This is a genomic window from Leptospira kmetyi serovar Malaysia str. Bejo-Iso9 (assembly GCF_000243735.2).
GTDB lineage: Bacteria > Spirochaetota > Leptospiria > Leptospirales > Leptospiraceae > Leptospira > Leptospira kmetyi.
In genome coordinates this window covers 1,105,335-1,117,712 of record NZ_AHMP02000003.1, presented here as the reverse complement: position 1 = coordinate 1,117,712, position 12,378 = coordinate 1,105,335, and the positions used below count along the sequence as shown (strand labels likewise).

General features: G+C 41.6%; 12 protein-coding genes. All 12 read left to right on the top strand.

The window, feature by feature from the left end; translation table 11 throughout:
• The first annotated feature begins 5 nt into the window (after nucleotides 1-5).
• From LEP1GSC052_RS07565 to LEP1GSC052_RS07510, 12 genes are read left to right on the top strand one after another with little or no spacing between them, the layout of a single operon-like run.
• Nucleotides 6-458 carry a cupin domain-containing protein gene (locus LEP1GSC052_RS07565; RefSeq protein WP_040913373.1) on the top strand — a complete coding sequence of 151 codons (453 nt, stop codon included), beginning with the start codon at nucleotides 6-8 and terminating at the stop codon, nucleotides 456-458.
• Nucleotides 455-1,408, top strand: a complete 954-nt coding sequence (locus LEP1GSC052_RS07560) for an NAD-dependent epimerase/dehydratase family protein (protein ID WP_010575193.1) — start codon at nucleotides 455-457, stop codon at nucleotides 1,406-1,408. The genes LEP1GSC052_RS07565 and LEP1GSC052_RS07560 overlap by 4 nt, the downstream gene beginning before the upstream one ends.
• Nucleotides 1,409-1,421: 13 nt before the next feature.
• Nucleotides 1,422-2,318, top strand: a complete 897-nt coding sequence (locus LEP1GSC052_RS07555) for a glycosyltransferase family 2 protein (RefSeq protein WP_010575192.1) — start codon at nucleotides 1,422-1,424, stop codon at nucleotides 2,316-2,318.
• 26 nt (nucleotides 2,319-2,344) lie between these two features.
• Nucleotides 2,345-3,178, top strand: coding sequence for a class I SAM-dependent methyltransferase (locus tag LEP1GSC052_RS07550; RefSeq protein ID WP_020985844.1), 834 nt, complete (start codon nucleotides 2,345-2,347; stop codon nucleotides 3,176-3,178).
• 12 nt (nucleotides 3,179-3,190) lie between these two features.
• On the top strand, nucleotides 3,191-4,051 hold the full coding sequence (locus tag LEP1GSC052_RS07545) for a polysaccharide deacetylase family protein (protein ID WP_020986112.1): 861 nt from the start codon (nucleotides 3,191-3,193) through the stop codon (nucleotides 4,049-4,051).
• Nucleotides 4,051-6,144 carry a lipid II:glycine glycyltransferase FemX gene (locus LEP1GSC052_RS07540; RefSeq protein WP_010575188.1) on the top strand — a complete coding sequence of 698 codons (2,094 nt, stop codon included), beginning with the start codon at nucleotides 4,051-4,053 and terminating at the stop codon, nucleotides 6,142-6,144. The genes LEP1GSC052_RS07545 and LEP1GSC052_RS07540 overlap by 1 nt, the downstream gene beginning before the upstream one ends.
• Before the next feature lie 6 nt (nucleotides 6,145-6,150).
• Nucleotides 6,151-7,299, top strand: a complete 1,149-nt coding sequence (locus tag LEP1GSC052_RS07535) for a glycosyltransferase family 4 protein (RefSeq protein WP_010575187.1) — start codon at nucleotides 6,151-6,153, stop codon at nucleotides 7,297-7,299.
• Nucleotides 7,296-8,135, top strand: a complete 840-nt coding sequence (locus LEP1GSC052_RS07530; protein ID WP_010575186.1) for a 2OG-Fe(II) oxygenase — start codon at nucleotides 7,296-7,298, stop codon at nucleotides 8,133-8,135. Before LEP1GSC052_RS07535 ends, LEP1GSC052_RS07530 begins: the two co-directional genes overlap by 4 nt.
• Before the next feature lie 6 nt (nucleotides 8,136-8,141).
• Complete coding sequence (locus LEP1GSC052_RS07525; RefSeq protein WP_010575185.1) at nucleotides 8,142-9,041, top strand: dTDP-4-dehydrorhamnose reductase family protein; 900 nt, start codon at nucleotides 8,142-8,144, stop codon at nucleotides 9,039-9,041.
• Nucleotides 9,031-10,041 carry a polysaccharide biosynthesis protein gene (locus LEP1GSC052_RS07520; protein ID WP_010575184.1) on the top strand — a complete coding sequence of 337 codons (1,011 nt, stop codon included), beginning with the start codon at nucleotides 9,031-9,033 and terminating at the stop codon, nucleotides 10,039-10,041. The genes LEP1GSC052_RS07525 and LEP1GSC052_RS07520 overlap by 11 nt, the downstream gene beginning before the upstream one ends.
• Entirely contained in the window at nucleotides 10,034-11,161 is a 1,128-nt protein-coding gene (gene wecB, locus LEP1GSC052_RS07515) for a non-hydrolyzing UDP-N-acetylglucosamine 2-epimerase (RefSeq protein ID WP_010575183.1), read from the top strand. Before LEP1GSC052_RS07520 ends, wecB begins: the two co-directional genes overlap by 8 nt.
• Before the next feature lie 9 nt (nucleotides 11,162-11,170).
• The gene (locus tag LEP1GSC052_RS07510) at nucleotides 11,171-12,358 is read left to right on the top strand and encodes a glycosyltransferase family 4 protein (RefSeq protein WP_020986615.1); all 1,188 of its coding nucleotides are present in this window, start codon (nucleotides 11,171-11,173) and stop codon (nucleotides 12,356-12,358) included.
• Nucleotides 12,359-12,378 lie beyond the last annotated feature (20 nt).

Below are 12,378 nucleotides of genomic sequence, written 5' to 3'. Positions count from 1 at the left end.
TGTCGATGGATTCTTTTTTAGAAGGTGTTATCGCGACGCCGCTCAAGGAAATATTCGATCCGAAGGGATCCGTTTTACACATGATTCGTGCGGACGATCCGGAATATAAAGGATTCGGAGAATGTTATTTTTCGGAAGTGAATCCCGGCGCGATCAAAGCCTGGAAACTACATACGAAACAAACGCAGAACTTTACGGTTCCTTCCGGAAGAATTAAGTTGGTACTCTTTGATAACCGGGAACATTCTAGTACGAAAGGAAGGGTTCAAGAAATTCTTTTAGGAAGACCGGGACACTATCAAAGAGTGAAGATTCCTCCGAAAATTTGGTACGGGTTCACCTGTGTTTCGGATGAAAAAGCTCTGATTGCGAACTTTACGGATATACCGCACGATCCTAACGAATCGCAACGTTTACCTGAAACCGATCCTTTGGTTCCGTTTACTTGGAGTTCATGACTCGAAAAAAAATTTTAATCACGGGTTCTTCCGGACTCTTGGGAGGGAGGATCGCAAAGTATTTCGCGGAGATCGGCGAGTTCGAAATCAATTTAGCAACCTCTAAAAAACTTGAACTACCGAGTTATATTCGTTCCGGGAAATTGATTTCCATTGATTGGAACTCGCAATCCTCTCTGGAAGATGCTTGTGCCGGTGTGGAATCCATCATTCACTGCGCGGGTATGAATGCACAAGATGCAGCACAGGATCCGCAAGCAGCTATAGAATTCAACGGAAGAGCGACCGGACGTTTACTGGATGCGGCGATTCGAAATAAAACCGAAAGGTTCGTTTACTTTTCGACGGCTCATGTTTACGGAAGCCCTTTGGAAGGTGATATCTCGGAAGATTCTTCTTTAACGAATCGACATCCTTACGCAGTAAGCAATTTAGAAGGGGAGAAGGAAGTAAACGATCGAACCGCCTCCGGAAAAATCGGAGGGATTAACATTCGTTTGTCGAACGCATTTGGAGCTCCCGTCGATCCGAGCGTGAACTGTTGGACGCTCCTCGTCAACGACCTTTGTAAACAAGCGATTACTACCGGAAGAATGGTTTTGAAAACGACCGGTCTACAAAGAAGGGATTTCATTCCGATCGCAGATGTTTGCCGCGCAGTATATCATTTTCTTCGAATACAATCGAATTTGAATGCAATTACTTATAATCTAGGCGGAAACGCGTCTATGACCGTCTGGGAAATGGCGAATTTGGTTCGAGAGCGATGCGGTAAAATTCTCGGGTCCGCGCCGGTCTTGGAACGAGTGGAACCCGGCGAGAACGAAACTTCCGCGGATTTCAATTATAAAATTACGAAACTCCTAGCAACCGGATTCGTTCCGTCGAATTCATTCGATTCTGAAATCGACGAACTTATAAATTTTTGCAATCGATCCTTTAAGAATTAATCCGAATAAATTTATGACACCGCTTATATCCGTTGTGATTCCGACTTACAATCACGCGCATTTTTTGAAATTATCCCTAGCCTCCGTCGTCAAGCAAAGTTATACGAACTGGGAAGCGATCGTAATCGACAATCATTCGAACGACGATACGGACGAAGTGGTCGCTTCTTTTCAGGATTCTCGAATTCGTTTAACAAAAATCAGAAATAACGGAGTGATCTCCGCGTCTCGAAATAAGGGAATTCAAGAAGCAAAAGGGGATTGGATTTCCTTTTTGGATTCGGACGATCTATGGTTTCCCGATAAATTGAAGAGGGTTGTGGAAGCAACGATCAAATCGGAGAACAGAGTCGACGTCATTTGCAACGACGAGTATATGGTTCGCCCCGGCGTCGAAGAAAAAGTTAAACTATCATATGGACCCTATGAAGAAGATTTTTATCGTAAGATGTTGTTCTACGGAAATAGACTTTCGACTTCCGCGACAACGATCAGAAGAAAATTCTTAACCGAAAACGCGTTGCTCTTTAGCGAAAATCAAGAATTCGTCACCGTTGAGGATTACGATTTGTGGTTACGTTTGGCGAAAGCAAAGGCAAGGTTTCTTTTTATTCCTGAAACGTTAGGCGAATATACGATCCACGGATCCAATCAATCCGCGTCCCTCAATCGACATTTAAATCATCTTGAGAATCTGATTCGTCATCACGTTTTTCACATTCAGGAATTTGATTCCGATCGAGAGGGCCTTTGGAAAAAATTTCGGGCCAGATTGACTTTTGATAAGGCGATTGTGTATTTACGCGAGCATAGAATCCTTTTCGGGTTTCTTCTGATATGTAAATCTTTTGTCATATCACCTCTTGTGTTTTTTTCTCTTTTTTTCGCCAAATTCAATCGTAAATTCTAAATGTCGATGTGACTCCTTAATACGAAATGGAAAACATATTAAAAAAACTGAAACTATCAAAGGACGGGATCTATTCTTCCGAAATTCCGTCTTCCGAGCAACAAATCGAATTGAAGATGAGAAGCGAAGTCGCTTCGAAAGAATATTCCGATTACTTCGAGGTTATTTCAAAAAATCATTCGATACCGGTTATGGATCGGGAAGTGAAAAGTTTTTTGAAAAAGATTCCAGCGAACGGAATCATTTTGGATATCGGCGGTTGTTGGGGTTGGCATTGGAGAAATGTTCCGATCGATAGGCCCGATGTGAAGGTAATCGTCGTCGATTTCTTGCGCGAAAACCTAAACCATGCGAAGAAATTTTTGGGAGATACGATCGGGAAGCAGGTCTTTTTAGTTCACGCGGATGCTACTTCCCTGCCGTTTGAAGACGCGATTTTTGACGGAGTTTGGACGGTTCAGACATTTCAGCATATTCCTGATTTTAAGAAGGCGTGTAGCGAGGCCTTCCGAGTTTTGAAAAAAGAAGGAACGTTTATCAATTATTCGTTAAACATAACTCCTATGAACCGAATCGTTTATTCGTTGTTAGGAAAGAAATTTCATAAGGAAGGAAAGTTAGAGGGCAGTTTTTTGTTGAATAGGGCAAATGCGGCTCAGAAAAAAATACTAACCGATCTCTATGGAAAAGAAAACGTGAACGAAGGATTTTCCGAATGCTTTTTTCATCCGGATCTCCGATTGACTTTCAGCGGAAAGAAGAATAGTCTTTTGGGAATTTTCGACTACTATTATTCTAAGATTTTAGGTTTTAACTCTTTTTCAGCGCGCCAAAAAAGTTTCGCGGCTGTTCGAAAATAAATTTAAGATCGAATGTCATTTCTTCATAAAGTTTTAGCTTCTTGTCATTTGTCCTTAAAGGCGTATAACTCGATCGGGCGATCTTTAAAGATTAAACCGAATTCGGAACTTAGAGTTTTACTATATCATGATATAGCGTTAGAGGAACGTTCTCGGTTTAGGTCGCAACTGGAAAAAATCTCCGAGACGTGGAAGTTCGTATCGCCTCAGGTTTTTGAAGAGATGGTCCGAGGAGATCGCGAGATTGTTGGAAAAAACGTTTTACTGACTTTTGACGACGGCTATTCATCCAATAGAATCGTAGCCGAAGAGATCCTTGGGCCGATGAAAATTCAGGCTTTGTTTTTTATCATTTCCGATTTCGTGGAAATTCAAGACGACGAACAAAGAAAGAATTTTATTTCGAAAAACATATACCCGGATTTTACGCCTGCGCAAGTGCCTGATGATTGGACTCCGATGCGTTGGGAGGATTTGGACTTTTTGCTAAAACAAGGACATTCGATCGGAAGTCATACGCGAACGCATGCAAGACTTTCTAAGATTGATTCTTATGAACGTTTAGAAGACGAGATTCTTTTCTCCAAAAAAAAATTAGAAAGTCAACTTGGAATTAAACTGAAACATTTCGCTTATACGTTCGGAGACTTGGGTAGTTTTAGTAAACAAGCTCTGCACATTGCGAAGGAAAATTACGAGTTCGTACATACGGGCTTAAGAGGGGACAACCGGACTTCGCCCGGCTGGGCGATTCGAAGAGAAGCTTTTTCGACTTCCGATTCGAACGCTTTGATAGGCGCAATGATGGAGGGCGGGGCCGATCTTCTTTATAAAAACAAACTACGAATTTACGAATCTTGGGGCTTGTCTTGATGTTCGGATTTGCTCCCTTGCCAAGTTGGAAAAATCTATTTTCAATATTCTCTTTTCGTAATGTGAATCGTTCGTTTTTATCCCGAACTTGGGCTGATCCGTCGAATGTTTCTTTATGGTTTTCAAAATCGGCTTGGTCTTTGTTCTCCATCGCGATTTGGAAAAAACTTCATTCCGACCCGAATCAAGAAGTTACGTTTTGGTTTCCGGAATACTTCTGTAATTCTTCTTTGTTTTTGTTGAGAGAACAGGGAGTTCAACTCGTCTTTTATCCTATAAAAGAAAATCGGGAGCCGGATTACGCGGCTTGTAAAGAATTAGCCGCAAAACATCCATTGGACGCTTTTGTATTGGTTCATTATTTCGGCAAGCCCAACGACGCAAATCGTGCTTTTGAATTTTGTAAGACTAAAAATGCCGTATTGATCGAAGACGCGGCTCACGCTTTAAAGCCGATCAAGGGAATTGGTGAAAAAGGGGACTTCGTATTATACAGCCCTCATAAACATCTTCCTATTGCAGACGGTGCGATCTTGATCGTTCGTGACTCTGGACCTTCCAATGTTATTTGGGAAGAGCGGGATACTCATCAAGTAAAACGATCCGCACAAGAATTTTATCGTAAGAACGGTAATACGCATTTTTTTCTTTTGAAATGGTTTTTAAAACGTTTTCTTCAAAAACTCGGATATCGAAACCGAATTGATATTCACTCGGATTTTTCGAACGACGTTTCCACGGAAATCGTTTCGTTCCCTTTTTTGTCCACTTTATCAAGTAGAATGTTAAGCGACATTGTTTTGCGACTCAACGCGATCGCTAAAAAGAAATTTAGAATTCAAGAAATTTGGAACGCGACTCTATCGGATCGATTCGGGTTGAATTTGAAGTCCGAAGTTTTGGATCGAACTTGGATTCCGTATCTTGCTGAATATTCTTTTGATCGAACCGAAGAAGCCGAAAACGCGTTCCGAGCTTTGTTAAAGGACGGAATTCCCGTTTCGACTTGGCCCGATCTTCCCCCGGAAGTCTCAAAGAATAGTGGAAACGGAATCGCGAACCAACAAAGAAAAGCTCGATTGTATGTATCGATTCAACAGTCCTTATCCGAAAGCGAGATTGCGAATTTATATCCTGATCAAAAAGAATCCTTGTCGATCGATTTAGAGGAATTAACCGAGGAGCGTTGGAACGAGGAATTAAATCGAATCGACCATGTGAACCTTTTGCAATCTTGGGAATACGGAGAAGCAAAAAGAATCGGCGAAGGATGGAAAACGAAACGAATTCTACTTAGATCCGATGAGAAAAAAATAGGTTTGGTTCAGATTCTCTTCAAGAAATATTTTCATATTTTGAAAGTTTACCGAATCAATAGAGGACCGCTTTTTTTTCAGGACGCGAATGAAAAGGAAAAGAACTCTTCGCTTCGTTTCTTATCGAAATTTGTTTCCATAAAAAGATGCTCCGTTTTGTTTTTGAATCCCGAATTAAGTTTAAACGGACGAAGTTTGATTTCGCTTTATAGAAACGGTTTTGTTAAACGAAATCAAGTTTCTTGGGCATCTTCCTATGTGGATCTTTCTTTGAGTCTGGATGGTTTAAGAAAGATCTTGGACGGAAAATGGAGGAACATGCTGAACTCCGCTGAAAAAAACGGCTTAGGGCTCGAAGTCAGCGATTCGAAAGAAGATTTCGATTGGATGTTGGAAAAATATTCCGAATTGATGCAAACAAAAGAATTCAGCGGAATCCCCGTTTCCTTTCTTCAAAAATTGCGCGATTGTTCGCCGAACGATAAAAAACCTCTCCTCTTAATCGCTTCTCAGAACGAAAGGAGAATCGCTTGTATCTGTCTAACTTTATCCAATCGCACAGGCACTTATCTTGTGGGATGGAACGGGGAAGAAGGAAGAAGATTGAAAGCGAACCAATACCTTCTTTGGAACGCTATCGTCGAGTTGAAAAATCGAGGTTATCGTTGGTTTGATCTGGGCGGAATTGATGAAGAAAATACTCCCGCGATCGCTGAGTTTAAATTGGGAATGAACGGCACTCGATACGAATTGGCGGGAGAATTTCTCGCCTTCTAGGATAGAATGATTTTAGGAATAGATGCTTCTAATATTCGCGGCGGTGGGGGTGTCACACATCTCGTCGAACTTTTAAATGCCGCCAAACCGAATCGATACGGTTTTGAAAAAGTAATCGTCTGGGGGGGAAGGGCGACCTTGGATAAGATCCAAGAGAAACCCTGGCTTGTAAAAGAATGCGAACCCTTATTGGATAAATCCCTTCTTCACAGGATTTTTTGGAATCGATTCGTTTTAAATAAAAGACTGAAGGAAACGAAAACGGATATATTCTTCGCACCCGGAGGAACCTATTCGGGAAATTTTAGGCCGTTCGTTACGATGAGTCAAAATTTATTGCCTTTCGAATGGGATGAGATCAAACGATACGGTTTCTCGAAACGATCGTTACGTTTGATCGCTTTGTTTTTCACTCAATCACTTACATTCAAAAAAGCGAATGGAGTTATTTTTCTAACGCAGTTTGCTCGGGATGTCGTATTAAAAAAAATAAAATTGCCGATCGAGAGAACTGCGGTCGTTAACCACGGTATCAACCGAAAATTCTTTCAAAAGCCGAAAGTACAAGCCGAGATTTCGTCCTATTCGCTTAAAAGACCGTTTCGAATTCTATACGTCTCTTTCATCGGCGAATACAAACATCAGTGGAATGTAGTGAAGGCGGTTGGTATTTTAAGAAGAAAAAAGTATCCGATCGTTTTGGATTTGATCGGAACTCCGGACGAAGAGGGACCTCTTTTTCGTCTGCGACAAGCGATCGCGGAAGAAGATCCCGATGGAAAATTTATAAACTATTTCAGTTCGATTCCTTATTCCGATATTGAAAAGAAGTATATGAAGGCGGATCTTTTTGTTTTTGCTTCTTCCTGTGAAACGTTCGGACAAATCGTCACCGAAGCGATGGCCGCGGGAATGCCGATCGTTTGTTCGAATCGTTCGGCCATGCCGGAAATATTAAAGGATGCCGGTGGATACTTTGATCCATTAGATGTTCCATCGATTTCGAGTGCATTACAATCGATGATCGATTCTAAAAAGACGAGAAGCAAGGTTTCGAAATCTGCTTTCGATTCCGCAAAGAAATTTTCCTGGGACAAAGCTGCGGATGAAACGTTCGCATTTCTTAAAGATGTAAAAGGTAAATACCAAAGATGACAATCGCAATACCGAGTAGAAAGGAACTTTCCTCCTATATCCACTCAAAGCTTAAATCAAACCTATCGGATTTAAAAGCGAACTTTCAGAATTCCGTTCGCGAAGTCGGAGTTCGATATTGTTATTTGGACGATCTTCTTCCGAATGAAATCGCGAATCGGATCGATTCCGTATTTCCGAAAAAGAACGAAATGAGATTGATGGATAGTTTTCGGGAGAAAAAATACACATCGAAAGATTTCAATCGATTCGATCCTCTTTTGGAGGACATCACGTTTGCGATCCAAGACGACGCGGTGATTCGTATCGTGGAGGAGATTACCGGCATTCAGGAACAAAGACCAGATCCTTCCCTCTATGCGGGCGGTTTGAGTAGAATGGAAATCGGAAATTTCTTGAATCCGCATATCGACAATTCTCACGAGATGACTCGAACTTTATACAGAACTTTAAATCTTCTTTATTACGTAAGTCCCCAGTGGTCTTTGGAGAACGGCGGAAACTTGGAACTGTGGGATAAAAAAGTTCGAAATCGAATCACCATTGAAAGCAAGTTCAATCGTTTGGTATTGATGGAAACGAATCCATGGTCTTGGCATTCGGTAAGTCCGGTCGTGGTGGATCGAAATCGAAATTGTGTATCCAATTACTATTTTTCGCGAAAATCGCCGATCGGAGTCGACTACTTTAACGTGACAAGTTATAGCGCAAGACCCGAAGAACCGTTGAAAAGAATTCTTTCAAACGTAGATAATAAACTGAGAGGTTTATTAAGGATTTTGAAACGCGACGGTTTCGGTAAAAAAGATTTTTATCAAAATAATCAGAACAAGTAAACGTCAGTGAAACCATCTTATAAAGTTCTTATCCTCGGCGCATCCGGGATGCTTGGAAGCGCGTTATATAAAATTCTTTCCGATAAATTCGATTATCAAGTTTTCGGAACGATCCGTAGCCAAGAATATCTGAAATTTTTCAGCGAATCGGAAAGGAAGAATCTGATAACGCATTTTGACGCAACGAACCAGGACGAACTCGCACGTGTCTTTAACGAATTAAAACCCGATTTAGTGATCAACTGCATCGGAATCATCAAACAACAAAAGGTCGCGGAAGATCCCTTAACGATCTTACCGATCAATTCCTTATTGCCGCATCGTTTATCGAATTTGTGCAAGTTGATAAACGCAAGATTGATTTTAATCAGCACGGATTGCGTTTTTAACGGTAAAAAAGGAATGTATACAGAATCAGACGTTCCGAACGCGGAAGATCTCTATGGAAAATCGAAAGAGATCGGGGAAGTGGCACATGAATCCCATGTTTTGACGATCCGAACTTCGATTATCGGACACGAACTGAGTTCCACATATTCTTTGGTAAATTGGTTTTTGTCCCAGAAAGAAAAAGTAAAAGGTTTCAAAAAGGCGATTTTTTCAGGATTTCCAGCTTCGGAAATCGCGGAGATCATCGGAACCAAGATAATACCGAATTCCACGTTAAGCGGTCTTTATCACGTCTCGGCCGAGCCGATTTCGAAATACGATTTGCTTTCTTTGGTTCGAAAAGTTTACGCTAAAGATATTCAAATTATTGAAAGTGAAGACGTAATCATAGACCGCTCCTTGGATTCGAAGAAGTTTAGGCAGGAAGTGGATTTTCAACCTAAATCATGGGAGTCCTTAATTCAAGAGATGAAAGAATACAACGAAAAATACCTGGATCTGAATCATGTTTCATAACAAAGTTTTAATGATTACCGGAGGCACCGGTTCTTTTGGACACACGGTGCTCAAACGATTTCTCGATACGGACGTTCGGGAAATCAGGGTTTTTAGCCGAGACGAAAAAAAACAAGAGGATATGCGGATCGCTTTATCCAACGATAAGGTGAAATTCTATATCGGCGACGTTCGGGACTACGATAGTATCTATCAAGCGACCATCGGAGTCGATTATATCTTTCACGCAGCCGCGTTAAAACAGGTTCCGTCCTGTGAATTCTATCCGATGGAAGCGATTAAAACGAACGTTCTCGGAACGGAAAACGTTATCAATGCTTCAATTGCGCATAACGTCAAGAAGTTGGTCGTATTGAGCACGGATAAGGCAGTATATCCGATCAATGCGATGGGAATGTCAAAAGCGATGGCCGAGAAGTTATTGGTCGCAAAGTCTCGCTTTTTATCCAATGAAAACACCATATTGTGCGCGACCCGTTACGGAAACGTGATGGCTTCCCGCGGATCGGTAATACCTCTTTTTGTAGAACAACTTAAGGCAAACGAAAAGATTACGATCACCGATCCGAGCATGACGCGGTTTCTGATGTCCTTGGAAGACTCGCTGGATTTGGTTTTGCACGCTTTCGAAAACGCTCGGCAAGGAGATATATTTGTTCAGAAGGCCCCTGCATCCACGATTCATGATTTGGCAAAAGCTCTAAAGGAACTGTTTAACAAAGAAAATCCAATCAAAATTATAGGCACTCGCCACGGTGAAAAACTTTACGAATCTTTAGTGTCCAGAGAAGAGATCGCAAAAGCGGAGGACATGGGAAGATATTTTAGAATTCCCGCAGATAACAGAGATTTGAATTATAAAAAATACTTCGTAGAAGGAGAAGTAAACGTTTCCGAGTTCGGAGATTATACTTCGCATAACACCGATCGTCTAACCGTTCCTCAGGTAAAAGAACTTCTCCTCAAACTCGATTACATTCGGGAGCAGTTGAATGCTTAAGGTGATGACCATTGTAGGTACGAGACCCGAGTTGATCAAGATGAGCAGGGTCATCGCCGAGTTGGATCGAAACTTCAAACATATTCTCGTCCATTCCGGACAGAATTACGATTACGAACTCAATCAGGTTTTTTTCGAAGATCTCGAGATCAGAAAGCCGGATCATTTCTTGAACGTCGCCGGAGAATCCGCGAGCGCCACGATCGCTCAGGTTCTTTTAAAGGCCGACGAAGTATTCGAAAAAGAAAAACCGGACGCTTTGCTATTATACGGAGATACAAACACGTGTTTGGCGGTGATTTCCGCGAAACGAAGAAAGATTCCTATCTTTCACATGGAAGCGGGAAATCGATGTTTCGATCAGCGTGTGCCGGAAGAATTGAATCGTAAGGTTGTCGATCATCTAAGCGATATAAATCTCGTTTTAACGGAACACGCAAGACGATATCTTTTGGACGAGGGGATTAAACCGGAAACCGTAATCAAAACCGGTTCTCACATGGACGAAGTCCTCGAATACTATAAGGATAAGATCGATCGATCCGATATTTTAGATAAATTGAAACTGGAAAAGAATCGATTCTTTATCGTGAGTTCTCACCGGGAAGAGAACGTGGATACTCGGGAGAATCTAAAAAATCTATTAGAATCTTTGAATGCGATCTGCGAAGAATATAAATTGCCCGTAATCGTATCGACACATCCTAGAACGAAAAAAAGACTCGAAGATTTTCAGGAAATCGAAATGAATCCTAAGATCACGTTTCTAAAGCCCTTTGGATTTTTGGATTACGTAAAGTTGCAAAAAGAAGCGCTTTGTATTTTATCCGATAGCGGAACGATCACGGAAGAGGCGTCTCTTCTGGATCTTCCCGCGATCACGATTCGAAACGCACACGAAAGGCCGGAAGGAATGGACGTTGGAACGTTGATCATGAGCGGTCTTTCCAAGGAACGCGTTCTTGATTCCGTAAAAATCGTCGTAAAACAACGAGAAGGTGGAGTTCGTAAAAATCGCGTGGTCGAGGATTATTCCGTGGGTCAGGTTTCAAAAAAGATTGTCAATATCGTTCAAAGTTATACGGACTATATCAATCGCACCGTTTGGCATAAAAGTTAAAATTCGAAAATGAGAATTTGTATCGTCGTAGACGATTATATGCCGCACAGCACGAAGATTGCGGCAAAGATGATGCACGATCTTGCGAAAGGTTTTCTTTCCTTGGGTCATCAGGTCGTCGTAGTGACTCCCGGTCCCGAGTTAAGCGATCCTTATAAAATCACGGATCTCGACGGGATCAAAATTTATAGATTCCGCTCTGGACAAATCAAAAACGTTTCCAAAATCAAAAGGGCGATCAATGAAAGTCTTCTTTCTTGGAGAGCTTGGCGATCGCTTCGAAACGTTTTTAGTAAAGAATCGAACGAGTTGATCTTGTATTATTCACCGAGTATTTTTTGGGGACCTCTCATAAAAAAACTCAAGAAATTGTGGAAGGCCCACAGTTATCTCGTTCTGCGAGATTTTTTTCCGCAATGGGCGATCGACAACGGATTGCTTGGAAAGAATTCCTTCATTACGCACTACTTTAGATTTTTTGAAAGTATCAACTACGAAGCCGCGGATCGGATCGGGATTCAATCTCCGAAAAATTTAGAATGGTTTCAAACTCGATTCGCGCGAAACAAAGGAACGGAAGTTCTTTACAACTGGGCGGAGAATTCTCCGAACGATTCCGTCAAAAAAAAACAATCCTATCGATCCAAACTCGGTCTTGAAGGAAAGGTCGTTTTCTTTTACGGGGGAAACATCGGGCACGCTCAGGATATGGGTAATATTCTCCGATTGGCGGAGAATCTAAAAGAAAACAAAAACGCTCATTTTTTACTGATCGGAAACGGGGACGAAGTCGAACTCGTTCGCGAGGGAATTCGAAGAAGTTCGCTTAACAATCTCACTTTACTGGGTCCGGTTCCGCAAGACGAGTTCAAAAAAATATTAGAGGAATTTGATATAGGTTTATTCTCTCTTCATAAGAACCATCAGACGCATAATTTTCCCGGCAAGGTTTTGGGCTATATGGTCCAGGCGATGCCGATCTTGGGTTGTGTCAATCCAGGGAACGACTTAAAGGAAGTTATAGAAACTGCGGAGGCGGGTTTTGTTTCGATTTCAGGAGAGGATTCTCTGTTGAAAGACAATGCTATTCGATTGATGGATGATTCTTTGCGGAAGAAGATGGGTTTGAACGCGAAAAAACTTTTAGAGGATCGATTTTCGGTTTCGTCCGCGATATCGCAGATTCTCAAAGTATAAGTCGCGAATTGAGTTCTTTT